The sequence below is a fragment of the Aureispira anguillae genome, assembly GCF_026000115.1.
GTDB classification, from domain to species: Bacteria; Bacteroidota; Bacteroidia; order Chitinophagales; family Saprospiraceae; genus Aureispira; species Aureispira anguillae.
The window spans coordinates 1,984,034-2,009,894 of the sequence record NZ_AP026867.1 but is presented as its reverse complement, the minus strand read 5'-3'; the positions used below and the strand labels follow the sequence as shown (position 1 = coordinate 2,009,894).

Annotated in this window: 22 protein-coding genes; 12 read left to right on the top strand and 10 right to left on the bottom strand. The window is 36.5% G+C overall.

The window, feature by feature from the left end:
- Positions 1–7: 7 nt before the first annotated feature.
- From AsAng_RS07865 to AsAng_RS07830, 8 genes are all read right to left on the bottom strand, one after another.
- Positions 8–1,606: an FMN-binding glutamate synthase family protein gene (locus AsAng_RS07865; protein ID WP_264792218.1), complete on the bottom strand. Its 1,599-nt coding sequence runs from the start codon at positions 1,604–1,606 to the stop codon at positions 8–10.
- A 75-nt stretch (positions 1,607–1,681) separates the two neighbouring features.
- Positions 1,682–2,419, bottom strand: a complete 738-nt coding sequence (locus AsAng_RS07860; RefSeq protein ID WP_264792217.1) for a hypothetical protein — start codon at positions 2,417–2,419, stop codon at positions 1,682–1,684.
- A gap of 399 nt (positions 2,420–2,818) precedes the next feature.
- On the bottom strand, positions 2,819–3,139 hold the full coding sequence (locus AsAng_RS07855) for an ArsR/SmtB family transcription factor (protein WP_264792216.1): 321 nt from the start codon (positions 3,137–3,139) through the stop codon (positions 2,819–2,821).
- 215 nt (positions 3,140–3,354) lie between these two features.
- The gene (locus AsAng_RS07850; RefSeq protein ID WP_264792215.1) at positions 3,355–5,307 is read right to left on the bottom strand and encodes an OmpA family protein; all 1,953 of its coding nucleotides are present in this window, start codon (positions 5,305–5,307) and stop codon (positions 3,355–3,357) included.
- A gap of 361 nt (positions 5,308–5,668) precedes the next feature.
- Positions 5,669–6,223, bottom strand: coding sequence for a cob(I)yrinic acid a,c-diamide adenosyltransferase (locus tag AsAng_RS07845; protein WP_264792214.1), 555 nt, complete (start codon positions 6,221–6,223; stop codon positions 5,669–5,671).
- A gap of 107 nt (positions 6,224–6,330) precedes the next feature.
- Positions 6,331–7,005, bottom strand: a complete 675-nt coding sequence (locus AsAng_RS07840; RefSeq protein WP_264792213.1) for a deoxynucleoside kinase — start codon at positions 7,003–7,005, stop codon at positions 6,331–6,333.
- 5 nt (positions 7,006–7,010) lie between these two features.
- Complete coding sequence (gene folK / locus AsAng_RS07835) at positions 7,011–7,502, bottom strand: 2-amino-4-hydroxy-6-hydroxymethyldihydropteridine diphosphokinase (RefSeq protein WP_264792212.1); 492 nt, start codon at positions 7,500–7,502, stop codon at positions 7,011–7,013.
- Positions 7,503–8,123, bottom strand: a complete 621-nt coding sequence (locus tag AsAng_RS07830) for an NUDIX hydrolase (protein ID WP_264792211.1) — start codon at positions 8,121–8,123, stop codon at positions 7,503–7,505.
- A 141-nt stretch (positions 8,124–8,264) separates the two neighbouring features.
- Here AsAng_RS07830 and AsAng_RS07825 point away from each other — a divergent pair, with 141 nt between their 5' ends.
- On the top strand, positions 8,265–9,398 hold the full coding sequence (locus AsAng_RS07825) for an aminotransferase class I/II-fold pyridoxal phosphate-dependent enzyme (RefSeq protein WP_264792210.1): 1,134 nt from the start codon (positions 8,265–8,267) through the stop codon (positions 9,396–9,398).
- Here the strand turns inward: AsAng_RS07825 and AsAng_RS07820 are convergent.
- Positions 9,378–15,395: a hypothetical protein gene (locus AsAng_RS07820; RefSeq protein WP_264792209.1), complete on the bottom strand. Its 6,018-nt coding sequence runs from the start codon at positions 15,393–15,395 to the stop codon at positions 9,378–9,380. The genes AsAng_RS07825 and AsAng_RS07820 overlap by 21 nt on opposite strands.
- A 353-nt stretch (positions 15,396–15,748) precedes the next feature.
- Between AsAng_RS07820 and AsAng_RS07815 the strand changes: the two genes are divergently transcribed.
- Positions 15,749–16,213, top strand: a complete 465-nt coding sequence (locus AsAng_RS07815; RefSeq protein WP_264792208.1) for a hypothetical protein — start codon at positions 15,749–15,751, stop codon at positions 16,211–16,213.
- A 107-nt stretch (positions 16,214–16,320) separates the two neighbouring features.
- Here the strand turns inward: AsAng_RS07815 and AsAng_RS07810 are convergent, their stop codons facing one another.
- Positions 16,321–16,746: a DUF4293 domain-containing protein gene (locus AsAng_RS07810; RefSeq protein ID WP_264792207.1), complete on the bottom strand. Its 426-nt coding sequence runs from the start codon at positions 16,744–16,746 to the stop codon at positions 16,321–16,323.
- Between the two features lie 272 nt (positions 16,747–17,018).
- Here AsAng_RS07810 and AsAng_RS07805 point away from each other — a divergent pair, with 272 nt between their 5' ends.
- From AsAng_RS07805 to AsAng_RS07760, 10 genes are all read left to right on the top strand, one after another.
- Positions 17,019–18,197: a thiolase family protein gene (locus tag AsAng_RS07805; protein WP_264792206.1), complete on the top strand. Its 1,179-nt coding sequence runs from the start codon at positions 17,019–17,021 to the stop codon at positions 18,195–18,197.
- Between the two features lie 17 nt (positions 18,198–18,214).
- Positions 18,215–19,462: a YihY/virulence factor BrkB family protein gene (locus AsAng_RS07800; protein ID WP_264792205.1), complete on the top strand. Its 1,248-nt coding sequence runs from the start codon at positions 18,215–18,217 to the stop codon at positions 19,460–19,462.
- 63 nt (positions 19,463–19,525) lie between these two features.
- On the top strand, positions 19,526–20,728 hold the full coding sequence (locus AsAng_RS07795; protein ID WP_264792204.1) for a caspase family protein: 1,203 nt from the start codon (positions 19,526–19,528) through the stop codon (positions 20,726–20,728).
- Positions 20,729–20,922: 194 nt separating this feature from the next.
- The gene (locus AsAng_RS07790) at positions 20,923–21,867 is read left to right on the top strand and encodes a dioxygenase family protein (RefSeq protein WP_264792203.1); all 945 of its coding nucleotides are present in this window, start codon (positions 20,923–20,925) and stop codon (positions 21,865–21,867) included.
- A 272-nt stretch (positions 21,868–22,139) separates the two neighbouring features.
- On the top strand, positions 22,140–22,517 hold the full coding sequence (locus AsAng_RS07785; RefSeq protein WP_264792202.1) for a BlaI/MecI/CopY family transcriptional regulator: 378 nt from the start codon (positions 22,140–22,142) through the stop codon (positions 22,515–22,517).
- A gap of 44 nt (positions 22,518–22,561) precedes the next feature.
- Positions 22,562–23,815: a M56 family metallopeptidase gene (locus tag AsAng_RS07780; protein WP_264792201.1), complete on the top strand. Its 1,254-nt coding sequence runs from the start codon at positions 22,562–22,564 to the stop codon at positions 23,813–23,815.
- 310 nt (positions 23,816–24,125) lie between these two features.
- Positions 24,126–24,506, top strand: coding sequence for a hypothetical protein (locus AsAng_RS07775; RefSeq protein ID WP_264792200.1), 381 nt, complete (start codon positions 24,126–24,128; stop codon positions 24,504–24,506).
- Between the two features lie 39 nt (positions 24,507–24,545).
- A complete protein-coding gene (locus AsAng_RS07770; RefSeq protein ID WP_264790964.1) occupies positions 24,546–24,842 on the top strand; it encodes a transposase in 297 nt (98 codons plus the stop codon).
- Positions 24,842–25,696, top strand: coding sequence for an IS3 family transposase (locus AsAng_RS07765; protein WP_264790965.1), 855 nt, complete (start codon positions 24,842–24,844; stop codon positions 25,694–25,696). The genes AsAng_RS07770 and AsAng_RS07765 overlap by 1 nt, the downstream gene beginning before the upstream one ends.
- A 21-nt stretch (positions 25,697–25,717) precedes the next feature.
- On the top strand, positions 25,718–25,861 hold the full coding sequence (locus AsAng_RS07760; RefSeq protein WP_264792199.1) for a hypothetical protein: 144 nt from the start codon (positions 25,718–25,720) through the stop codon (positions 25,859–25,861).

The following is a 25,861-nucleotide window of genomic DNA, read 5'->3' as shown; positions in this document are numbered from 1 at the left end:
AGCACAATTATTCTGCATCCTCTAGTAACATGAGCATTTCTTTTTTGAACACCTCAGGTATTTCATCTGTATTCAGACAACAACCTATTGGAATGTTGGGATACAATTGGTCATAACGGCGAACCATTCCAATCGTTGTTCGCTCAAAAATATGCTTGCGTTTAATCTTAGATGGGTGATCAATTCCTGCGGCTGCCATCATATCCACAAAAGCATACAGCGTTTTTTTATGAAAATGATATACTCGATCTGATTTATCTTCAACATCCAGACCTTTCATTAATTTTTTGTCCTGTGTAGCAACCCCTGTTGGGCATTGATTGGTGTGACATTCTAAGGCTTGAATACAGCCCACTGCCATCATCATAGCCCTAGCACTATAACAAGCATCTGCCCCTAAAGCTAAGGCTTTGACAAGATCAAAAGCAGAAGTTATCCGACCAGCAGCAATTACAACAATATCCTTTTTGAGATTAAACCCTCGCAACGTATCAACAGCAAAAGACAAACCATCCTTCATGGGCATCCCCAAAGAATCCGAAAATTCTACAGGAGCAGCCCCCGTTCCACCTTCTCCTCCATCAATCGTAATAAAATCGGGACAAATATTGGTCTTAATCATAGCTTTGCACATATCATAAAACTCTTTCTCACTACCAATACAAAGCTTAAACCCTACGGGTTTGCCCCCTGATAAATCTCTTAGTTCTTGCACAAAATGCATCAATCCTTCTGGGCTATTAAACGCTTTGTGATACGAGGGAGAAAGGACAGGTTCATGTGGTTTTACGCCTCTGATCCCAGCAATTTCGACTGTATTCTTAATCGCTGGTAAGATCCCTCCTTTTCCAGGCTTAGCCCCTTGAGACAATTTAAGCTCTATCATTTTAATGCATTCCTGCGCTACCGTTTTTTTGTATTTTTGAGGGTCAAAGTTCCCATCAGCAGCTCTAGCTCCAAAATATCCTGTTCCCAACTGCCAAATCAAATCGCCCCCTTGTTGATGATAAGGGCTAACTCCACCTTCTCCTGTATTATGGGCAAATTTTCCCTTTTTTGCTCCCTTGTTCATAGCAGTAACTGCATTGGCACTCAAAGAGCCATAACTCATAGCCGAAATATTGTACAAACTCAATTCATAAGGTTGTTTGCAATCCTTTCCACCTACTCGTACCCTAGGAGATCGATCCATTTTAGAGGCATCCAACGGATAAGCAGAATGCACCATCCATTCATACCCTTCATCATAAATGTCAATCTGAGTACCAAAAGGAACCGTTTCATTTTCTTGCTTGGCCCGTTGATAAACTAAGGAGCGTTTTCTTCTACTAAATGGCTTGCCATTTAGGTCATCTTCCACAAAATATTGTTGAATAGCAGGGCGAAAGGTTTCTAAGGTATACCTCAATCGACCTAATAAAGGGTAATTTTTTCGAATGGCATGCTTATTTTGCAGTACATCATAGATTCCCATCAATATTATCGGACCAACAAAAACAAATGCCCAAAGTACATAAAGAGAGTAAAACTTAGCCAGTGCTACAAGCAATCCTATAATAAGAATAGATCCTATATAAAATTTAAGCCGCATATTAGGTATCGTCATTAGGGAGTTTGTTTTGAGTTCCAAAAAAATACAGATGCATTTTTAAATTAGTAAAAAATGTTGAAACATCAAAAACTATCTCTTAAATAGGCATTGAACCCCTAACATTAACGTAATCTGATCTCCCTTATATTGGGCGTTCAAAACACCGTCATCCTCAATTGATGGCATCTTTCTTTGCCAATACAATAATGATTCATGAATAGCAGTACTTCCCATTGTAAACCCTAAAGCAAGCGTAATGCTAAAATGACGAGTAACCTTATATTGTCCTATTAAACCAGCTTCGCCCAACATTAAATAACGAGATTTAAATGCTGCTGCATATTCATACCGAAACGAAGAACGATGGGTAGGATCTTCAATTGCCTGCTGCTGAAAACGCCATTCATAACGCCCTGTTTCATGTCGATGAACCAATATCGCTAAGCCCAAATAAGGGTGAATGGATAGTTTTTTTTGAATGGTAAAAATGGTTGTACGCAGCCGAATCGGAAATTGCAAAAGTTGGGCAGGCAACCATTGTTCTTCCTCCAACCAACTAACTCCATCCAATCGATAAATGTAATTATTATTTAGTTGATGCACATAGACTCCTAACTCTAAGGCAAGGTAAGGATTAATTTCATAGCCCAGTCTAGCTCCTCCTACAAAATCAGGTTGTTTAACAAACTCAAAATCCCCCTTAGAAGCATAAGTTTGTACAATATCCCATTTTAAGCCACCTTCCATATTAACATAAAATTGTGCCTTTATAGGGGTATAGATAATAATGGTCAGCAATACCAATAACCAATTGTTTTGTAATGGCATATTTCTCTTATTAATTTTATCCATGAATAAAAAATCAATAATTCATTGCATCGCCCCCAAACAAACGCATGAAGATCAACACACTGCCTAATGTTTTATTCTTTTAACAATTAAGTAAAAGTTAGTACCTTAAGCATAATAAATGGAGTGCTTGTTATATTTTATAGAGTTATAAAAACAGTTGCGCAAGCTAGCTAATAACGAACCAAGCAACATCATTAAATAAGAAGAAGAGGGTGCATTGCTTAATATTTCATACGATAGAGAGAAAATCATCCAAGAATGAAAATATTTAGTCCGCTATTTAAATATACAATTAAAACGGTAGTATAAAAAAAAACGCTGCAAGCTTCTGCCTACAGCGTTTCCTTTTTAACATTTCTTAAGATAGTAACTATCCTAGAAGCAGTTAACACATGTATCTAAACAAGATAGTAAATTATTTAAAGCGGGTAATTTTAGGTAATAATAGACACGCTGTCCTTCTCGCTTGCTTCCTAAAATCCCTTTCAACTTCATATTCGATAAATGATGAGAGGTCAAAGATTGCTCACTTTTTATTCTTTCACAAATCTCATTCACAGATAATCGGTCTTCGTTGTCTAATAATTGCAAAATGGATAAACGGATAGGGTGTGCTACAGCTTTTAAAATAGAAGCCGCAAATTCCAATTGATCTGGTGACAATGACGTTTTTTTCTCGATTTGAATATCTTTCATAAAAAAGGATTAAACATAGGTTGTGGTATACCCAAGTAAGTATTAATTGATTGAAGTTCGATCTGATTTAGTTTTCTCCCCCCTAAGATACTTATCAGAACTTTGATAAAGATACCTTTTTTTTAAGCATTATCCAAAATATGAAGGAAGTATCATAAATAATTTAGGGAATGAAATATTATATTCCTTTTTATTTAATTCTGGCAGGTAGTCCCCTAGTTAGAAATGATAATCTCAACTCTTCGTTTCTGATGTTTAGCAATATCCCCTTGAACAACACCACCACCACTATGCTCTACTTGTCCTGTATTCAAACCAAGACTAATCAAATAATCCGCCACCATCTTTGCCCGTTCTACTGATAAAGCCAAATTAAAATCTTTGTTTCCTACATCATCTGCAAAGCCTGTAACTTTTAGTTTGATGGTTGACTTATCCTCAAATTGATTGACCATTCGTTCCAGTTGTTCCTTTTGGATTGCTGTTATATTATATTTTCCAGAATCAAAATAGACCGATAAATTTTTTCGTACTTTCCGTTTAGGAGGAATTTTTGCTTCAACTTTTTTGGTGCTTGGAATTAAAAACACTTCAATTTTTTTGGTAGGTTCATCGGGATTTCTTCTAAAAAACTCTGCTCCCACAAAAGTTTGATAATTAGGATTCATTAGAATATAGGAGTAAGAGTTGTTGTCTGGCAAACAGGCGAAAAAACGCCCATGCTCATCTGTTTTTAATTCTTGTTTTTTTGCCCCAGACTTTCCTATTTTTACTTTTACATTATGAATAGGTTCTTTGGTAGCAGCATCATACACATAAGCATCTACCATTACATTCGCTTTTTCAGGAGCAATATCAGGATGCATTGCTATGGTATAAATATCCAAACCTCCTTGTCCTCCATCCTGTGCAGAAGCATAATAAGCTCTCGTTCCATCAGGACTAATAACAATCCCTGCCTCTCGAAAAGGAGTATTTACAGAATGTCCCAAATTAACAGGCTTAGACCAAGTACCATCCTCTTGCAATACCGTTCTAAAAATATCAGCCTCACCAAAACCAGGATGACCATCAGACGAGAAATAAAGCGTAATGCCATCTGGTGCAATATAAGGTGCCTCTTCATCACCTGTCGTATTAATTAATTCGCCCATATTCACAGGTGGTTCCCAGAGACCATCATCAGCCAATGTACTCATCCATAAATCGGTGCCTCCTTGTCCATTTTTGCGATTAGAAGAAAAATACATTGTTTTTCCATCACAACTAATGGCAGGTTGAGAGTCCCACTTTTTGCTATTTAACCCCTTAGAGGGTCGTACCTCATCAACCACTGCAAAATCATTTTGTGTATCAAAATCTGCCTCAAAAATATCGCAACCTCCCTCTACATTTTCCCAGCCACAAGCTGAAAAATAAATCATCCGACCACAAACTGTTAACTTTGCCATTCCCTCATTTCTAGGCGTATTAATTGCCTTAGAAATTGATCGAGCTTGCGCCCAGCTCCCCTTGAGGTTGGGCTTACTCATCAAAATATTTTCTCCTCCTCTATTAGAAGTAAAAATAAGCCACTGCCCATCTCCTGTTAAGGTGGGTAAATATTCATCAGCAGCCGAATTGATTGCCGTTCCAAGGTTATAAGACTCCTCCTTCATTGCTCTTAAGTCAACTTCTCTTGCATAAAGACAGCTCATAATCTCTCGGCCTAAGACCATATCATAACCAATCTGAATGGTGCTTTCATCTGTTTTATAATCGGAAGAAGCAGCGTTTTTGTACAAATGAAAATAGCCCAACGCCTTATCGTATTGATACATTTTCATATAAACCTGAGCACATTCAAAATAAGCAGCTTTTGAAAGAGAGGGCGACAATTCGAATAATTTTTCGTAAGCTGTGATTGCTTCCTCATGATTCCTCAGCTTAGCATTAACAATACCCAACAAACGATAAGCAATCACAAATTTTTTCTTTTGTTTAATAGCAGCTTCTAGCGCTATCTTTGCAAATTTAAATTGTTGCTTATTGATGTAGGTCTCTGCATCTTGGATAAGTTCTTTTACATTTTTATTACTGGTAATAGAATTATCCTCAGGTTGAGCCAATCCTTTGGTATAGAAAACTAAGCAGCTAATGATCAATAATAACACATTTTTCATAGACATGGAATAGCAGTTGATTTAGTTTTGAGTTACTAAGATGTAGTAATTTGTTGATCTGGCATTGATAAGCCTCTTTTTATATTGGTCTAATCCACCCAATTCGCTACATAGTTTAGTAGGCACTATGCAGCAGTATATGCCACGACTTACTTATAAGTAAGCTTCAAGTTCATAGTCCATGACCGAATAACACTGAGCCGCACCACTTGTTGAGCACACTAAGTCTATCGTGTTCACTTCCTTTGTCTTGTTTCAACAAACCATTTCAAAATTGATACAATTATTCTTGTATACAATTTCTAATCCATTTTAACTTAAAACTTTGTTAAGGGATCTAAATCTAGCAATATTTCTCTTATCTAATTTATTGACGAGGAAGCCAACAAACTTCTTCCGCATCTAATTTCTTTGCCACAAAACGTCCTAATACAAACAAATAATCAGACAAACGATTTAGGTATTGCATAACAACAGGCAAGACCAATTCATTCTCATTTAGAGCAACACACATTCGTTCTGCTCTTCTGCAAACACAACGGGCAATATGACAAAATGAAACGGTTGGGTGTCCGCCAGGCAAAATAAATGACTTTAATGGCTCTAATTTTTCTTCCATTTGGTCAATTTCTGATTCTAGATAAGAAACATCTTCATCTTTTAAATCTGGCGTTTTAACATTTTTTTTGGAGGGGTCGGTTGCTAAAATTGCTCCCAAAGTAAATAAGCGATCCTGAATTTCTTTTAGGACAATTTTCAGTTGTTCATCGCTTAAGGAATCTCGAATCAAACCAATGTAAGAATTTAATTCATCGACTGTTCCATAAGATTCTATACGGATATGGTTCTTAGGTACTCTAGCACCACCAAAGAGTGCTGTAGTTCCTTTGTCTCCTGTTTTGGTATATACTTTAAAAGCCATTTCTATAAATTTAGGTTACTTTTTTCAAAAGTACAAACTATGTGTACTAATATTACGATCTATAAAGGATTCACAATCATTATTGGGGCATTTCTTAAAAATTAGCGTTAATTTTTAGAAGGTTCTAGTTTCCAATGATGTAAGCCCTTGGAGTATTTTTTTTCTATTTGCTGAACCACCATTTGGTAATGTTCAGGATTATTAATGAAATCCAGTCCTTCTACATCCAATACTAAAATGGATAAATCATGTTCAACCATTCTAAAAAAATCAAAATAAGCATTTTGTATTTTTGATAAATAAGCAGCACTAATATCCTGTTCGTATGCTCTTCCTCTTTTATAGATATTCGTCAACAAATTATCTACGGATCGATGTAGGTAGACCAACAAATGAGGTTTTGGGAAAGAAGCATTCAAGGTATGAAACAAACGTTGGAATAACCTCAATTCTTCATCTACCAAATTTTGTCCAGCAAAGAGAAGCGTTTTAGAAAAGATATAATCTGAAACGACATACTTTTGGAATAAATTACCCTTCATTAATAAATCTTGCAATTGTTTGTGCCTCTCTGTCATAAAAAACAACTCGACAGGAAACGCATAACGTTCTGCATTTTTATAAAAAAGGGGCAAAAATGGATTGTCAGAGAACTCCTCTAAGATCAGACGAGCATTAAGATCAGTCGATAATAATTTGCTCAAAGAAGTTTTTCCTGCTCCTATATTCCCCTCTATAACAATATAGTTTCCATTGGCAATGTGCATAGTTTCCTCTTTCATAACATTTAATTTGCCAATTTTAGCGGTACAACAGATAAATCATCCGTGCATTCATCTAATAACTCCGTTATTGTTTTTTTCAAAATAGGATGTTCCCATTCTCCTGCAATTTCGGACAAAGGTTTTAGTACAAAATTTCGTTCTTGTAATAACGAATGCGGAATTTTTAAGTTGTCTTTGGCCAAGACCATATCATTAAAAAATAGAATGTCTATATCTATAATTCGGGGTGCCCATTTGATGGCTTGAATTCTGCCCATTTTTTTTTCTATGACTTGGCATTTGTGCAATAAATCGACTGGACTAAGTGAGGTTTTAACACAAAATACTTGATTGTAATAATCTTCTTGTCCCTCTACTCCCCATGCAGCCGTTTGATAGATACTAGATTCTTTGGATACAATACCAATATTCTGGCTAATTAAGTGATGTACCAAGTTCAAATTTGCAATACGATTTCCTACATTTGTCCCTAAAGCTAAGTATACAGTGTTCATTTATAAGTGGTTCAATATATCTAGTATGTTTTTATAAATAGGCTTTTTTTCCTTCAATTCATTCATTGGCAACCAAACCGCTAAGTCAATATCTTCTTCTTCTTGAGGCGTTAGGTCTTTTTCTGTTGTTGTCATTTTATACCAAGTAGACCATTTGAGGATGCGTTTCCCTGACTTGGTTTTGTAGGTATGATAGGTATCACAAATAAAATCACCTAAATCTATTTGCTGAATTCCCGTTTCTTCCTGCACTTCACGAATGGCTGTTTGTTCTATTGTCTCGCCTTTTTCCTCCTTGCCCTTGGGCAAATCCCAGTGTCCCATTCTGTGGATGGCCAAAACTTCTCCTTGGTCATTAAATACAAGACCTCCCCCAGCTCTATGGATTTTGAACATGGTAAAAAAATCTTCTTTCAATTGCGGTAAATCTTCAGAAATAACAATAATAGAATCGTAACTTTTGGTTCCTTTTTCTAAATTGTCAACAATCTGATGCAAGCTTTTTCTGCGCTTTAGAGTATGATAAACGACCATATCTCTCAAACTTCCTGTTTTGTATAAAGCAGCTTCGTCTTTTGAAACCAATAAAACGGGTACCTCCCCAATATATATTTTGTACATTTGTGTTTGTTTGTAATTGAATGAAGTGTTAAGGCAAATATACTACAATTCTTAGTTTCAAACGATTCAATACAAACTATATCAACAATTTTTAAGATTGTCAACTATAACTAATTCGCTTAGAATAAATTATAAAAAAACATGTTATTAGAAGAACGCATGCAGGCATTTTTAGCTAGAAGAAAAGCCAATAAAGCACTACGAACCGTAAAGAGGCACGAGCATCTAATCGACTTTTGTTCTAACGATTATTTAAGTCTTGCTCAATCTCCCATATTGCAAAAAAAAGCAGCAGAAATATCTGCCCAGCTTCCGTTGGGGTCTACAGGATCAAGATTATTGACGGGACATTATGAATTATTAGAAACATTAGAAGACAAAATTGCTGAATTTCACCAAGGAGAAGCAGCCTTGGTTTTTAATGCTGGATACAATGCCAATCTGGGGCTATTAAGTGCCATTCCTAGACGCTCAGATGTTATTTTATACGATGAATTAGTCCATGCAAGTATCCATGATGGCATACGCTTGAGTCCTGCTCGTAGTTCTGTTTTTGCCCACAATAATACCTCAGCACTAGAGCAATTGCTCCAAGAACACCAAGGCAAAACTATTTTTGTTTTGGTAGAGTCTATTTATTCAATGGATGGAGATGCTGCGCCATTAAAAACCATTCAGGCACTTTGCCAAAAATACCAAGCGTATTTAGTTGTTGACGAAGCCCATAGCACAGGTATTTGTGGGCATTATGGAGAAGGTTTATGCGTAGAGACAGGTATCCATAAAGAAGTTTTTGCTCGAATATACACTTTTGGAAAAGCAATGGGAGGACATGGTGCAGCAGTGGTAGGATCAAAGGTATTAAAAGATTATCTATTAAATTATGCCCGACCACTTATTTATACAACTGCCCTTAGCCCTCATAGTACACATCACATATTGGAAGCTTATCGCTTATTAGAAAAAAAAGGAGCCGATTACATCAAAGAATTAAAGGAACGTATTGATTATTTTCGATCGCTCCTATCGCCCCAAATACAAGCCCATTATATCAATAGCCTTAGCCCTATTCAATGTCTATTAACGCCAGGCAATGAAGCCGTTTTGGAATTAAGTCAACAATTAGCAGCCAAAGGATATGATGTTCGCCCAATTCGAATGCCCACGGTTGCTGCAGGCAAAGAACGCATAAGAATTTGCTTGCATCGCCACAATGCTCTACCAGAAATCAAAACACTAGTTGAAAGCATCAATTTATTCCATTCCGCCCTTTAAGGCATAATGTTTTTGGTCTTCAATCAGCGACTTAATTCCCTCATCCTTATTTAAAGTAAATACATCAAAATGGTATTTATTTTTTACCCCAACATGTTCTCCTCCTTCTATCTTTGGAGTAACCAACACACCACTCATTAGGTCTAGGGTATCAAAATCTTGAATAAAAGATAAGCCTTTGGCCTTTATTTCAAAACCATTCTTTTCGATAAAAATATCTACATTATTGATGTCTATATCCTCTGCGTACTCATCCAAGGAAAACTTTCCACTTCCTGTTACATTAACGATCAGTCCATTACTTTCGCTATGACTAAATTCCCCATCGAGTTCCAAGCCATTAAAAATATTAAGATTTTCGTAGACCTGTTCTTCTCTATATTCAGAGGTTTGTAGATTAACTTTTATATATTCCAAAATATCTTCATTGGACTCCAAAGGTGTATCAAAAGACAAATTATCTTTCATAAAGACACGAATGCTTTCAATTTTTGTTTTGGCTGCTTTTTCAGCATTTTTCCAATCTTGTTCTATTTTGTTCAATTCGTTATGTTCACGCTTGAGCCTAATTTTTAATTGATGTAGCTTTTTCTTTTTGAGCGTTCGATCCTTAGGCTTCAAGTTATTATTTGCCAACTCCTGTTCTAAGGTTTCGATCATTTTGGTATCTGGATCAATGGCCTTTTCGGTCAACAAATTGGCTAATTCTTGTTTTGATTCAATTTCTTTTAAGTCTTTTTCGATATACTTTTCTGTTTCCTTAATTTTAATTTCAAGATCATAAAAAGCCTTTAACAAAAGCATTTTGCTAATTGTAAAATCGGCACCAATTCCACTTGCCGTTACACTATCGTCGTACAAAATATCCACCAAACTATCTAGAGCGGCATTGCCCGACAAATTATTAGAACTTCCTGCCCCCATTCCCATACCACCGCCCGATCCTTGGTCCGTAGAAGCAATCATAGCAACCTCCGTTAAATCGACCAAACATTGTGCATAAACAGAATAATAGGCCTCTTCATATTGTTCCTCAAACAAAGCCCGATACTCTACTTTATCTTCCTCACTTAGTTCGCTAAACTGCTCTAATTCGGCACTAAAATCATCACCACTAAAAGCAGAAGCAATTTCACCAGAAAGATCTGCCCCACCAGGACCTGCACCTAATGCAGTAATGACCTTAAGTTTTGCAAACTTTTTATAAATACCAGAACCATCCTTTATTTCGTGAATTTTAGCCCCTAAGTTTAGTTCTTCAATAGCCTGAATAGCAGCATTTCTCCACGTGTATTTTTCCACTAACTCTTTGAGCAGTTCATCGGGTGTATCCACCATGTTTTTCTTGCCGTCCAATTCATCCTTTGACAAACCCGACAAAGCAGCAGAGCGCCCTTGGTCAAAACCGTAAAAGAATGCTTTTTCGTCTCTAACTTCTACCCCATTTTCAGGCTTTGAATTAATTATATTTCCATTACCTGCTCGCTCATACCCTAACTTTTTGCCATATTCAAAATCACGAGTTTTCCAATAGTACGCATTAAAAGCCTTTAAGTATCCTCTCTTGTAATCCTTTCGGCTGGGATCATCCTTTTCGGCTCCTGCCTTTTCATCAAGATTAGTGATTAAATCCTTTTCGGTTGGCACCTGAATAGATTCATCTTTAATAATAGCAGCAGCGGCATTCTTTCCCATCGTAATAGCAATAAGTTTTCCCTCCTCAAAACCATCTTGATAATAATCGCCATAGACTTTTGCCATTTCATCATCGGTAGGATTAATAGCACCACTCTTAACAGAAGTTCCAAACTTCATTCCCTCAAACTGTCCTTTTTTATATTCAGCACTATTTTTATTCACATCACCAATAGAAACATTGCTAAAAGGCGACTTTGGCGGTTTAATATCAATCACTCCCTTAGCAGTTAGTGCAATGCCCTCTGCAAATCCCAAATCATACAACCACGCATCCATAAATTTCTTATCAAAAGAAGCTTCTATTTCTGCAATTTTATTTAAGTATCCACTTTTATAGTCCTCTTTAACAGAATTTTTTTTGTTGTGGGTAGTCTGGAAGAAGCCCCCCATTGGGCTAAGAAAATTCATAGAAGGAGAAAGCTTTAAAGGACTCATTACGCCCATTCCCAACGTACCCATTCCCATATTCCCCAAACTCCCCAGACCCAATGAACTAGAGATCGGAGCACTTTTAGGAGTCGTAGAACTCATGGGTTCAGAAAGCGTAATTGGACTAAAAAAAGACATCCCACTCAAAAAATTCATCAACCAGCTTTCACTACTTGATTCATCTACATTTTTAACCTCAACATAATAACGTACAATATCCTCCACATAAGCGTTTTTATTCTTATGATATTCCTTGGCTAATGCCTCATATTGTATTCCATTGGCAATTTGATCTTCCCTTTCTTCTCCTTTATCATTGAGCAACTTAACAGTAACAGGATTATTATCAATTTTAACCCCTTCTAATTTGATTCCTCTACTTAAGTAAATAATTTTTGTCCATAAGTCACTTGCATCCTGCTCTCCTTGTGTATAATGCTCACTTACCTCCTCCTTAGCTGCTTGTTTTGTCACTGCTTTTTCAACCTTCTTCATCTCGTTCAAGCCCTTAGTCAAATCATCCTTTTCTGTTGATTTCGGAGGACTTGTAGTGGTAGTGTCCTTTGTAGAATCAGTAGTGGTAGAAGTTTGATCTGTTTTTTTCTTTGCAGCGGCATCAATCATACCATTCTTAAAAGCGTCATACCTTGCTTTGTACAAAGCTGCTTTTCGTCCTTCCTCATAGGCTACCTTAGAAGTAACCTTAGAAGATATGGCTTCCTTATCATTATCTTTCTTAGTATCTCCCCCTTTTCCTTTTTGATTTACTTGGTTTCGACCAGCAATATAGCCCTCATTAAAGCTAATCGCATCATGCTCTCCCTTAGGAGCACCATATTGTATTCCCTTCGCCCCTGTTTTGTAAGAATAGGCCTTATAAGCCAAGACAAAATAATAGGCCAAGACCTCTGCCCCATCTTTTTCCCCTTCTGCATCCTTTTTGTAAGAAGTGTATTTATTTTTTAATTGTTTCTTGTACTGTTCTTCAAAATTAGCATCCGTTTTTGGCGCTCCAGTCTCTAAGTCATAAACCATAGAACTATAAGCCAAATTATAGCCTTGTGCTGCACCATCCTCAAACGCCTTTTTGGCTTTAGTGCCAATTTTTTCAGATAAACCACTAAGTGATAAACTCTTGGTAATCTCCAAATGCGTTTTCAACTCATTTTGTGCATCATCTTCTACAACCTTATCCAAATCACTAGCAGCCTCCTTAACGCCACTATTCCCCATATCGGTCTTCTTAGCGTCCTTTGCTCGAATCAGAGCACCATTATAACCGCCTAGATACCCCGTATAATAGTCATCCCCTTCTTTTTTTGCCTCTAATTTTGCCACCTTATGGGCATCCTGTATGGCCTTATTTAACTTTGCTCTACGAGCCACAATATCAAGCCCTCTAGCATTTAATTCTTTTAATTTATCTTTACCAGCAACAACACGATCGCCAACTTTTTTTCCCCAAGCAAGCCCCTTTTCATACAAAGCTTGATTTTTAATCCTTGCGCCCCCTTTTATATTTGCGTCCCGTCTAGCTTTCTCTTTTTCTTTATAAACTTGATTATAATTGTCCCAAACTCCCTGCTGATAAAATTTACTTTCTTTTTCGATTTCAGCTCTCAACGCCTTCATTCCCTCAGAAAGAATATCGCAACGCTCCTTTTGTTCATCCGACTGCTCACTTAATGCCTGCAAAGTATTAAACTCGACCTTTGCATCTGCCAATAAGCCACCAGGAGTATAGCCATCAACTGCTTTTGTTGCCGCCTGATAATCAGGGTGCATTCTCATTTTATTTTGCTTGAATGAGAACTTAGACTTTTGTCCTCTAGAATAACCTTGGTTGTAGCCCATTCTGAGTCCTTCCCCAAACAACGGTTTAGCGATCAAAGCTTTGGTTGCATCACCAGTATCCTTAGCATCAACATTTTCGCCATGAACTAGCGTAGCTTTGATGTTCTCCCTAACAGCAGAAGGAATAGGAAAATAATCGGGAATCCCCGCTTCCTCCATTTTTTTAGGATCATTCAATGCCGTTAGCAAATCAATTCCAGAAGGCTCTATTAATACTTTTAAGAAGCCCTTCATATTCCCAGTAGCAAAACCTGCCATAAAAGTAGGATCCTTGTATTTTTTTGCTAACTGTTCTCTTCCTGCATTCTTTTTAGCTTCCTTGGCTTGTTTATAACCTCTATTATAACCTGCAAAAAAGCCATAATGCTTTTGTTTATCCTTTTTTTCTAGCTCTTTTACATTCTGAGCTTCATAGGCTTTCTTTTTCTCCACCAACTCCTCATCTCCAGAACCTCCATTTGCCCTTTGCGCCCCCAATTTATACCCTTCATCATGTCCAGCTTGATAATCTGCATCAATTTCAGGTCCCTGTCTTTGCTTATTCTTGGCATCCCGATACCCTACATTGTAATGCTGTACAAAAGCATTTTCATAAATAGGTCCTGAGAGTTCGCCACCAGGAGTTTGTTTTTGGTCAAAAGCAGCACTACGAACAGCAGCCATAGGAGCTTTGACTTCTACAGCAACCGTTTTTTTATTTTTATTAAGCACAAAAGTAGCCTCTATATCTGCCGCTCTATTGGCAGAAGCAGCACCACAAGCAAGTCCCAACATAGCCCCAGCCTTGTATTCATCCGTTTCCATGTCCTTCGCCAACTTGGCTTCTCGCTGTGCTTTTTCAGCTTCTCGCTTTAATGCCATTCCCTCTCTATGTCCCTCATTGTACCCCTGAATATACCCATCGTAATATCCAGGCTTAGGCTCAGGTTCTGTTTTTTCACCATCTTTTGAAGGTTCAGCAGAACCTGTATCTTCTATTTTTTTTGCATCTGCTAAATTCTCTTGAATGTATCTATTCTTAGCATCCTCCTCAGTAGACTCATCTTCTGAAAATTTATTAATCAAGAACTCCCCATTTTCATCCAATGTTATCTTTGCTCCATAGCCAATACTCCGTCCTACCATCAACCCATGGTTCATTCCCTCATCATGGTTCTTCTTTCCTGTTTCTGCTTCCTCTTTTTCTTCCTCTGTTTCTTCTACAGTAAAAGCGCTTAAAGCCTTATCATCTGCTTCAGATTGTTTATCCTTAGTTTCTACTTTAGGCTTTTCTTTTTTATTTTTTGCATCTACAACAGTGGCAGGTTGTTCCCCTGGATTTTTTCCAAGATCGGTTGTATTCTCTTTATGAGTGGGCGTTATTGTTTTATCTTTGGCAGCTGTTATTGCCTTTTCTCCCCCTTCGGTCTTTCCTCCTACCAATTTTGGTGTTTCTGATGTTTTTTTCTTAGGTTTTAATCGAGCAAAAATTTCTTTAAAACGTCCATTGGGCTTAGGCTCTGATTCTGTTTTCTTGGCAACAGGAGTAACTTTTTTTGTTGGAGGAGTAGCCTTTTTTCCTCCAAGACTTACTTCTGAAGTTTGAACGACATTTGTTGCAACAATATCTTTAGGAGGAGTTCCCATGCCCGACAAATCTAACTTAGGGTTATCCCCAGCTGGTGCTATAGGTTTAAAGTTTTTGGGTTTGGGACCCAAACTGGTTTTACTATTACTCTGTGTAGGTTTTTTCTTTGATAGACTTTGTTTGGGGGGCTTTTTTCCTAAATCCGCCATAGAAGCCCCATTGGGTTTAGAACTAGTGGTGGTATGGCCAACGCCATTACTTGGTCCCAGCCCATTTATGCTAGTAGGCTTTATATCCTTTGTAAGAAAATAATCTTTTACATTAACGCCTTCAGGCTTTCGTTTTGTTGGAGCCAAAACATATCCTTTTCCTTCCTTTCTTTTATCCCCTTCAGGAAGGCTAGTATTATTATTAATGTTATTATTATTATTATGATTTGGATCTGACATTGAGGTATTGGATTAGTAGTGGAAATTATCAACAAAATTCAAAATCAAAGCTCATTTTGAACAAAACATAAAATGAGCCTTCTAATAAAACATTAAATTACGAATAAAATGTAACTTTGCCAAACAATATTTTTATCGTTCTTTAACAAATGCTATGGTTAAATTTTAGCGATGTTTTTTAGACTGTTCTGTAAGTCCTAATTTACAAATCTAAAAATGCACATTTCAACACTGATTATAAGCAAGATACAAATTTACAATCATTATTTAAAAGCATTTTACAACAACCAAAAGCACCACCTCATTTGGTACCAAAAGATAACGTTTTATTAATTAAATTTTTATAATTGAAGGTGAACATATCAAAAAATACAATTGCCCTACTCTTTTTGCTTTTTAGCAGCAACCTTTCTGCTCAAACAACAACCAATATACATTATATACATCTCAATGATTTATTGATTTCTGTATTGCCATTCTATGCCATTACTATTTTGGGTTTGGGTTTATTCATTCACAAGTTGATGCGTCCCAACTTTCCATCCAAATGGTTATACATCTGTAGTATTACAGGAATTTTGGGTGCTGCGGCTATTGCCTATCAATTTCAAGAAATAAGAACGACACAATTACCTAGTGCACAACCCTCTAAAATCAACATGACGGGAATCCCAAAAGAAATTCAGGAACAAATTGTAGCACGTGAAAGTAGCGAATTAAAAGAAACCATTGCTAACTATTGGGTAGTTGCTATTCCCAATTTTATCCTATTGGGTTTAGGATTGGGAATCGAATGGAGAAATAAAAAAGCAGATTAATTACAATTGAAAATCTACAGAGTAAATTATTGAACTTAATCCTTAGATGCTCCAATTGGAAAATGGGTCAATTGTTTCATTTTCCAATTGGAGCATTTGTATAATTTTTAACGTAGTCGATTAGAATCTCGAACAAGCTTTTCATCTTTTTGGATATTTTTGTTTGCCAAAACAACAAACAACATCACCAAAATAGGCATAAACAAACCTCCTCCTACTGTTGCAATAGCCTGAACCGTAGAAAATAGATAACCTGCAAAAACCAACAAAGCTAGTGCCAAGACAAGGTTAAGCTTTCCTAAGTTCATTTGAAGGACTCTATTGTTGTAAAGAAAGATGGCTGCTAATGACAAAACAACCACCGCAACGGTTAATATTATCAAACCAATATTGTCATTAATATTCAAATAACCATCCATCAACATTCCCTCTTTTTCTACTGGTCCTGTAGCAAATGGAAGCCCAAATAATGATCCACCAAATAAAGAAGCTAAAAATAAATAAACTGATTGTATGCGCTGTATTTGACCCATATTTTTTTTTATTGTAATTTTATTTTATATAAAGAAACTTAAGTATACTGCAATAAAAACAACTCTTGCCTTTCTCCTTAATGCAACAAATAATTTGCCTCAAAAATTCATGGATTAAATTTTTAAAAATTCAACAAGAAGGTTCTCCTTTCCTTGCTTAATAAAATTTAATACCTTTGCCTTTCTTTTAAAGACGACAGCAATAATGTCTTTTTTTTTGTAAAAATTAATATTTAATTGCAAATCCATGCAAAATTAATATTTTGCTTCAAATGAACAATAAAAACCAAACAATATACATTATAGATGCCCTAAGAAGTCCTATTGGCAAATTGTACGGCGCACTTTCTCATATTAGACCAGACGATCTAGCAAGTTTGGTCATTCAGGAGCTTATTGCTAAAAACAATTTGGAAAAGGCATCTATAGACGGCGTTATTTTGGGCTGTGCCAACCAAGCTGGCGAAGACAATCGAAATGTCGCAAGAATGGCAAGTTTGCTTGCAGGTTTGCCCTATTCTGCTGTTGCTACTACCATCAATAGTTTGTGCTCATCAGGGATGGAGGCTATTATTTCTGCAAGCAGAAGCATAGCTCTGGGAGAAGGAGATTGCTATATTGCTGGTGGCATAGAAAGCATGAGCCGTAGTCCTTTGATTACAAGCAAGGTAGACAAAAGTACCGTTAACAGCTTAATTGGCTGGCGTTTTGTCAACCCCAAAATCTATGCGGCTTGTCCTACTTTATCCATGCCTGAAACGGCAGAACTATTAGCCAAAAATTACAACATTAACCGTGATTTACAAGATGAATATGCCTATCAAAGTAGACTAAAATACCAAACTGCCTTAGAGCGATCTATTTGGTCGGAAGAAATTCTTCCCATTAAAGATCACAAAAATAAGCTTTGGCAAATAGACGAACAACACCGCATCTTATCTTTGGACTTGTTGTCAAAATTGCCTAAATTAGTTGAAAATGGGCATTGCATAAGTTCAGGTAATGCAGCTAGAATCGGAGATGGAGCGGCGATAGTTGCCTTGGCATCAGAATCCTATATCAAACGGCACAACATTCAACCATTGGCTCAAGTCAAAACATGGGCCAGTGCAGCTTGCCATCCTAGCAACATGGGGTTATCAGCAGTAGCAGCTACCCAAAAAGTAATGCAACGGACAGATTTGCAACTGCAAGAATTGGATTGGATTGAAATGAGCGAATCTTTTGCGGTTCAAGCACTGGTTTGTATTCAAGAATTAGGTTTGGATCCTGAGAAAGTAAATCCCTATGGAGGAGCTTTAACTGCTGGAAATCCTATTTCTGTCAGTGCTGCCCGCTTAGTTGTTTCATTGGCTAAGGAAATGGGGAGAAACCCCAACGTCAAAAATGGGCTAGCAGCAGCTTGTGCTGGATTAGGAACAGGAGCAGCCTTAATTTTAGAACAGGCCTAAAAATGGATGAATAATTTATGCTAAAATCTTTTTTTTCTACCCTAAGATCAAAGGTTACCAAGGTCACCCAAGAGGTCTATAACCATCCCTTGGTGTATCCTATTCTTGATCCTGTTTATACCATACTAAAAAATACCATCACCAGTTATAACGAGCATAGAGTATTTCGTTTAGGGGCTGCCTTGGCTTATTATACCATATTTTCGCTGCCTGCATTGATTATTGTTATTGTTGGGTTGGTTGGCTTTTTTTTAGGTGAGGCGGCTGTTCATGGCGAGGTTTATCTCAATTTAGTAGAATTTGTAGGACCTGAAGCTGCTCAACAGGTTGAAAATGCTGTTATTAACATAGGAACACCTAATACCAATTGGTGGGCTACTGTAATTGGGGTCGGCGTACTTATATTTGTAGCGACAGGAGTATTTTACGCCTTACAAGATACCCTCAATCACATCTTTGAAGTTAAACCAGTACCTCGCAAAGTGAAGGTCGTAGAAGTTGTCATCAACCGAATACTCTCCTTGGGAATGGTGCTTAGTATAGGTGGTTTGTTGTTGCTCTCTATTATACTCAATGCTTTGTTGTTAAAGATAAGCACTTTTATTAGTGCCAATGAAGCCTTTGTCTTTGGCAAACTCCCCAAGTTTATGATTCCTTATATGGAATACCTAACCGATTATTTTTTAGTCTTTCTGAATCTCGGTATTTCCATCTTTTTAATCACGCTATTCTTTTCCATGCTCTACAGGATTCTACCTGCTGTCAAATTGCGCTGGAAATTTATTTGGATAGGCGCTTTTTTTGCGGCTGTTTTGTTTTGGGTAGGTGAATTAGTCATGGGGATTTATCTCAGCAAAACCAGCGTAATTTCTGCCTATGGCGCAGCAGGCTCACTTATCGCAATCTTGATGTGGGTTTCTTATTCTTCCCAATTAATTTTTTTAGGGGCAGAATTTATCATTGCATCTTGTAATTATTACGACGTTAGCATTCGCCCCAAGAAGTTTGCCATTGCTTTACAAAACACCAATCGTAAAAAGAAGAAAAAATCAACTTCTTCCTTACCCCAAGAACGTTCTAGCCACTTTTTAAGTGCGGCTCCTCCTTCTTATTCTGAATTAAGATCACAAAGAGATAGCCTAGAAATTCCCAACGACCAAAATACTACTTGTAAACCAGAAGAAATTATTATAACAGACAATGATCCAGTAGATGGATTAGGCTTTAATAAAGATAAGAACATTGACCTGACAAAGGACGATTAATCTTATTTTAAGTTGGAATGATAATTGATTTTTCTAAAAAAACACTATAAAAGCAAACAAAATATGTTACCAAAACAATACATACGCTCTACTATTTATAGTTTACTTTTTCTTAGTATAACTCATTTAGGATATAGTCAAACGGGGTGTACTATTGGCGACTGTGAAAACGGCAAAGGGCGTTTTATTTATAAAAATGGCGATAAATACATTGGCGAATTTAAAAACGCTGTACCTCACGGACGGGGCGCATATTACAACAAAGATGGAAGCCTTTATAAAGGTCCCTTTGTGAATGGAAAACGCCAAGGTTATGGAACCTTTATTTGGACCAATGGCGAAAAATATATTGGCGAGTACAAGAACAATATGCGCCATGGAGAGGGAATCTATACCTTTTCGGATGGAACCCAACAAAAAGGAATCTGGCGAGATGGCACTTTTGTAGAAGAAATTGCAGAAAAAAAGACAGAAATTGTTGCCGCTACTCCTAGCAATGATCCCTTTGGAGCCAATCCAGATGAAGATCAATACGACGGAAAATTTTTTAAGGCCTTAACCAATATTGATTCTTCTCAAGCAAGGACGGCATTGATTATTGGCAATAGCTATTATCAAAAAGCTCCGCTTAAAAATCCTGTTAATGATGCAATTGCTATGGCCGAAGAACTGCAACGTTCGGGGTTTGACGCCTATGTTTATACCGACCTGAAGCAAAAAACAATGAAAAAAGCCATTAGGGAATTTGGTGAAATTCTCAAAGAGCGAGGAGGTGTCGGCTTGTTCTTTTATGCAGGTCATGGTTTGCAATCTGATGGGCGAAATTTTTTGGTGCCTGTAGATGCTGTCATTGCAAAAATACAAGATATTGAATTTGAATCGGTTGATTTAGGTCGTGTACTTTCAGAATTTGAATACGCCGAAAATGATATGAATATTATTATTTTGGATGCTTGTAGGGACAATCCTTACAAAGAAGAATTTAAAAAATCTAAGCATGCTAGTTACAATGGATTAGCTTCGATAGGCTCTGCTCCTTACAATTCTTTTATTGCGTTTTCTACAGCTCCTGGTTCTGTTGCTTTAGATGGCAAAGGGGTTAATGGGCTCTATACACAAGAATTATTAAAGGCCATGAGCCAAAAAGGCCCTGGATTGGAAGACGTTTTCAAACAGGTTCGCAAAAATGTTCGCAAATCTTCTGAAGGAAGACAAATTCCTTGGGAAAGTTCTTCTGTAGAAGATGATTTTTACTTCAAACATTAATTCGGTTGAAAATCTTATTCACCCAAACGTCCTAAAAATTGTTCTTGTACCAATTGGAATTATTCTATTGCTAAAGCTGCTTTTGCAGCTTTTTGCATTTTATTCTTGCTTTTTTACAAGTGTATAATAACTAAATTGATGTAATTTAGAATAGCATAAATTAAAGGTTTATTAATCAAGTAATTACTAACAGTATGAAAAAGCATAAAAATCGCAGGCAATTTTTAAAAAACGCTACCCTATCTGTATTGGGAATCAATGCGCTTCCTACCCTACTCAAAGCTACGCCTAAAGATCAAGCCATAGATAAAATTGCTAGTTGCACACAAACAACCGAAGATTATTATGGAGAAGGCCCTTTTTATACCGTCAATCCCCCCAATATATCCAATAACCAACTTGCCAACAACAACGAGCCAGGCACGAAACTAATTATTAGCGGTCGAGTATTTAATTTGGATTGTAGTCAAGTAATTCCCAATGCCATTGTGGATGTTTGGCATGCCAACGATGCTGGCAATTATGACAACTCTGGATACAACCTCCGAGGACAAACGCTTACCAACAATCAAGGTTTTTATATTTTTGAAACCATCAAACCTGGTCGCTACCTCAATGGTTCTACCTTTCGCCCATCCCATATTCATTTTAAAATCACTCCTCCTAATTTTAGTACGCTAACTACCCAATTGTATTTTCAAGGAGATCCCTATATTGCTACGGATGCAGCGGCGTCTATCAACTCTGGTGCCTTTGACGCAAGCGATAGAACAATCGCATTAACAAATAATGGGGGCACACTAGAAGGCACTTGGGATATTGTGATTAGTGGCAATGGCGTTCCAAATGGAACCAGCAACATACATATTGATAAAGGAATCATCTATAGCGCCAGTCCCAACCCTTATAGGGAATCAATTCGAATTCAGTATGGAATTTTTCGAGAAGCTGATGTTAGCATTCTTGTTTATGATGTTGCAGGAAGACTAGTTGCTACCTTAGAAGAGCGTACCTTATCTCCTGACAAATACGAAGCCTTTTGGCAACCAGAAGCGAGTCTGCCAGAAGGCCATTATTTTGTGGCGCTTAAACTGAATGCCTTGCAAGTTCACTACCTCAAAATTGTTCATCAAAAATAAAACGCTTCTCACAGCACCTCAATAAACTATTAATCAATCAATTAAAAACATAAAAAGCACTCTTTCTTTTCGAAAAAGAAAGATCTTTTCCATATTCAACGTATTTTTACGTCAAAAAACTTATCTAAAAGTTGCAAAACTTATTTTAAAGGTGTAAGTTTGTCTTATTAGAAATATTTCCCCTAACAACTCAGTAGATGGATAAAAATAATTAACATTAAATTGGGCATCTACTTAATAGAAATAAATAACACCATTAATTATTCAGAACTATGGTAAAACTAACCAAAGTAGAAGAAGAAATCATGCAAATCATTTGGCAATTAGACCGCTGTACAGTGCGGGATATTATTGACCAATTGAAAGAAAACCCCAAACCACCACATAGTACAATTTCTTCTGTTGTTCGCATATTAGAAAAAAAGGGATTTCTAGGGCACAAAGCCTATGGTCGAACCTATGAATACTTCCCAATTATTGCCAAAGAAGAATATAGTAAAGCAACACTAAGTTCTTTGGTTCGCAATTATTTTGGAGGCTCTGCCAAACGCTTGGTTTCCTTCTTGGTTAACAAAGAAGATTTGTCTTTACAGGATTTATCTGAAATGATGAAGAAGCTAAACGACTCGGACTCTGATAAAGAAAAATAGCAGAAAATTACTGCCTATTCATCAATTATTAAATTACGCACTCAATGGTTCTTTACGCACTTAAAGCTGGCTTTGTTTGGTTGGTTTTGTACATTATATATGCTCTATTCTTGCAGAGGGAACGCTTCTTTGGAATCAATAGAAGTTACTTGCTCCTTGCACTTGTTGCAGGTATTGGGTTGCCAATGATAGAAATAGAAACTAGCAACAACTATATTCCCCAATTGCCCATTCTACTACATGAAATTACCGTTAATGCAGAGCAAAATTTAGCCGCAGCCCCCAACCTCCAATATACGTACTGGAATTACACCTTGATTCTGATTGCTATTTATGGAATTGGGGTAATTATTGCCGCTGTTCGCCTTGGGCTTTCTTTGCTAAAAATTCATCAATTGTATCAAAAAGCACGCATTGAAAACCACGCTTCTTACGCATTAGTTAAAACGAATGAACTCCACTCTCCCTTTTCTTTTGGTAAGTATTTGTTCATTAGTAATAGGATTTCATTAAGCAACAAAGAATATGAATACATACTAAAACACGAAACTACTCACATATTTCAAAATCATACGCTAGACATAATGCTCATTGAGGTGCTAAGCATCTTATTTTGGTTCAATCCCCTTCTTGTTTTGTACAAAAGTGCTCTGCGTGATCAACATGAATACCTCGCTGACCAAGCGGTACTTCACCACGCTCCAATTAAAGAATATGGTCAATTATTAATCGAGCAATCCATCCCAGGTTTAAAAATTGGATTGGTCAATCATCTTATTTATTCACAATTAAAAAAACGTATTAACATGATGACAAAAAAGCATTCGTCAAAAGTACCTTATCTAAGATATGCCACTAGCTTATTTGCATTTGTACTTGTTTTTTGGACAGTTTCTTGCCAAAAAGATTTAAAAAATGAAACGGAAGAGATCGTTGCTGAAAACACAGGAAAAGTCTACACAGTAGTCAATGAAATGCCCTATATGAAATCTGCTGCCTGCGAAGGAACGGATAAAAAATGCACCGATCATGAAATGCTAAAGTTTATTTACAACAATATAAAATACCCTAAACAAGCTAAAGAAAATGGAACAGAGGGAATGACTGTTATTTCTTTTGTTGTGGATAAGCACGGGAGTATCAAAGACATCAAAACCGTACGAGAAGTAGCCGATGGCTGTAGTGAAGAAGCTATTCGTGTTATTCAACTCATGAAAGGAAAATGGGTGCCAGGAAAAAAAGATGGTAAAGTTGTCTCTGTTAGATATAATTTACCCATCCGATTTAAACTAAAATAAACGTTGTTTATTTTTTGCACAAATCAACGTACTTTTAAGTTATATAATGTACTCGCAAGTTGAAGAGCATTTCTATAATGGGAATGCTCTTTTTTTTTGTTATGACTTTTAAGTTGGTATACAAAAGATATTTAAACGAGCGCTCAAATATCCCCACCTATCAAATAAAAAGCTAAAAGCGATTGTTAGCCCTCTTGATTTTTTAGTAATTTAGGATTTTATATAAAAATATATACGCCATTGTGTGTATTTGTTAGTTGGCTACAAGTCAAAATCTCATATGCTAAATCTAAAAAATGAAATACTATAAATGACAAATAAACCATCTCATTCTAAAAGACCTCAAGAGAATATCTTTGCTTTAGTGATAAAATTTAGTAAGATAAATTCTATATTGTTTTATTTAATTTTTATCATTTCTATTTCTTCCCCATTCATTCCTGTAGAAAATGAATATGTAAATGAAGCAATCAATACTTTAAATTTTATACTAATTATATTTTTTGCCCTATCAAGTATGTTGATAGATTATGTCTATTTTCCAAAAGCTGAAAAAACAAGGAAAATTGATTATATAGATAATTCATTTGGATTAAAACTTAATTTAAATAAATCAAACGACTATTTTACAAATGAAAATTTGAATCAAGGTATTGTAGGCTTACCACAGCGAGCAACCACAAGTTATTAGAAAAAAGCTTATATTTAAGAAAGCAAAAAACTAATAGTAATGCGAAAAGGAAAATTTAACACAGAAGAAAAGTTAAAGATTCTAGCCGAATGGGACTCAGGATCTAGTGTAGCGGACTTGAGTCGAAAACATCAAGTCAGTCCAGCGACATTGTATAAATGGCGTAAAGAAACTATAGAAGACCAAGATGAGGACAAACGACGAATCAAGGATTTGGAAGCAGAAAATTCACGTTTGAAGAAGATGTACGCAAATTTAAGTATGAATCACGAGATCTTGCAAGAAGGTTATGCTCTGATAAAAAAGTTCCAAGCCCGAGACATCAAGAAGAAGTAGTGGATTGTTTGTCTGAACGTTTTAGTGTTCGACGTAGTTGTGATGTATTGGGCTTTCGCCGTCAAACGTATTATCGTCGCAAAATGGGGCATCGACCAGATGTAGAAAAAGAACAAGAAGATCAATTATTGGCAAATTGGCTCTTACAGGTCACGAGTCGTTTTGTAGCTTGGGGCTTTTGGAAAGTGTTTTATTATTTACGTTTACAAGGCTGTATTTATAATAACAAGAGAGTTTATCGAGTATGGCGTGAACTAGGTCTACATCTTCGTTTACCGCCCAAACGAAAACGTATTTACCGTAAATATCAAAAATTATTAGCTCCCAAGAATGCTAATGAAGGTTGGGCAATGGATTTTTTGAGCGATTGGATAATAGGGGCAGAAACGGAAGGTGTACAAAAACAGATTCGGATTGTCAATATCATGGATGAAGGCTCTCGTAGGGCTTTATGGACAGAAGCTCATCGTAGCATTTCTGCTAAGAAATTAGTCACTATTTTAGATCAAGTTGTGGCTTACCTAGGTAAACCTAAATACATTCGTTGTGATAATGGACCAGAGTTTATTAGCAGTAAATTGCAAGCTTGGGCAGTTCAAAATAATATTGAGCTCAGATTTATTCAGCCTGGTAAGCCTAGTCAAAACGGTTTGATTGAGCGATTGAATAAAACCTTACGAGTAGAATGTTTAAATCTATGTTGGTTTCATTCTATGGAAGAATTAAATGATGAACTACAAACTTGGTCAATGGCTTATAATTTTGAGCGACCACATGAAAATTTGAATAATCTAAGCCCTGATATTTTTGAACAGAAACGAGCTAATTTCTACTCTAATGTGGTTGCAGCTTAGGGTAAAGCTACAACTGGTGGTATGGGGCCTGATAGCAATCTATCTAATAATAGCAGAAATTCTACTTGTAAAGATGTCGAATTCCTTCAAAAAGAAATTCAGCATTTGAATGATAAATTAAAGGATAAGGAAGAAATTATTCGATTGATGAGAAATCAACAGTGA

What these genes read in the sequence shown, in the direction of transcription:
- AsAng_RS07860 (WP_264792217.1), bottom strand. Translation starts at nt 2,419, where the DNA reads ATGCCATTACAAAACAATTGGTTATTGGTATTGCTGACCATTATTATC.
- AsAng_RS07840 (WP_264792213.1), bottom strand. Translation starts at nt 7,005, where the DNA reads ATGAAAGAGGAAACTATGCACATTGCCAATGGAAACTATATTGTTATA.
- AsAng_RS07810 (WP_264792207.1), bottom strand. Translation starts at nt 16,746, where the DNA reads ATGGGTCAAATACAGCGCATACAATCAGTTTATTTATTTTTAGCTTCT.
- AsAng_RS07795 (WP_264792204.1), top strand. Translation starts at nt 19,526, where the DNA reads ATGTTACCAAAACAATACATACGCTCTACTATTTATAGTTTACTTTTT.
- AsAng_RS07850 (WP_264792215.1), bottom strand. Translation starts at nt 5,307, where the DNA reads ATGTCTATGAAAAATGTGTTATTATTGATCATTAGCTGCTTAGTTTTC.
- AsAng_RS07790 (WP_264792203.1), top strand. Translation starts at nt 20,923, where the DNA reads ATGAAAAAGCATAAAAATCGCAGGCAATTTTTAAAAAACGCTACCCTA.
- AsAng_RS07855 (WP_264792216.1), bottom strand. Translation starts at nt 3,139, where the DNA reads ATGAAAGATATTCAAATCGAGAAAAAAACGTCATTGTCACCAGATCAA.
- AsAng_RS07825 (WP_264792210.1), top strand. Translation starts at nt 8,265, where the DNA reads ATGTTATTAGAAGAACGCATGCAGGCATTTTTAGCTAGAAGAAAAGCC.
- AsAng_RS07830 (WP_264792211.1), bottom strand. Translation starts at nt 8,123, where the DNA reads ATGTACAAAATATATATTGGGGAGGTACCCGTTTTATTGGTTTCAAAA.
- AsAng_RS07800 (WP_264792205.1), top strand. Translation starts at nt 18,215, where the DNA reads ATGCTAAAATCTTTTTTTTCTACCCTAAGATCAAAGGTTACCAAGGTC.
- folK (WP_264792212.1), bottom strand. Translation starts at nt 7,502, where the DNA reads ATGAACACTGTATACTTAGCTTTAGGGACAAATGTAGGAAATCGTATT.
- AsAng_RS07820 (WP_264792209.1), bottom strand. Translation starts at nt 15,395, where the DNA reads ATGTCAGATCCAAATCATAATAATAATAATAACATTAATAATAATACT.
- AsAng_RS07775 (WP_264792200.1), top strand. Translation starts at nt 24,126, where the DNA reads ATGACAAATAAACCATCTCATTCTAAAAGACCTCAAGAGAATATCTTT.
- AsAng_RS07805 (WP_264792206.1), top strand. Translation starts at nt 17,019, where the DNA reads ATGAACAATAAAAACCAAACAATATACATTATAGATGCCCTAAGAAGT.
- AsAng_RS07760 (WP_264792199.1), top strand. Translation starts at nt 25,718, where the DNA reads ATGGGGCCTGATAGCAATCTATCTAATAATAGCAGAAATTCTACTTGT.
- AsAng_RS07780 (WP_264792201.1), top strand. Translation starts at nt 22,562, where the DNA reads ATGGTTCTTTACGCACTTAAAGCTGGCTTTGTTTGGTTGGTTTTGTAC.
- AsAng_RS07785 (WP_264792202.1), top strand. Translation starts at nt 22,140, where the DNA reads ATGGTAAAACTAACCAAAGTAGAAGAAGAAATCATGCAAATCATTTGG.
- AsAng_RS07770 (WP_264790964.1), top strand. Translation starts at nt 24,546, where the DNA reads ATGCGAAAAGGAAAATTTAACACAGAAGAAAAGTTAAAGATTCTAGCC.
- AsAng_RS07865 (WP_264792218.1), bottom strand. Translation starts at nt 1,606, where the DNA reads ATGACGATACCTAATATGCGGCTTAAATTTTATATAGGATCTATTCTT.
- AsAng_RS07845 (WP_264792214.1), bottom strand. Translation starts at nt 6,223, where the DNA reads ATGGCTTTTAAAGTATATACCAAAACAGGAGACAAAGGAACTACAGCA.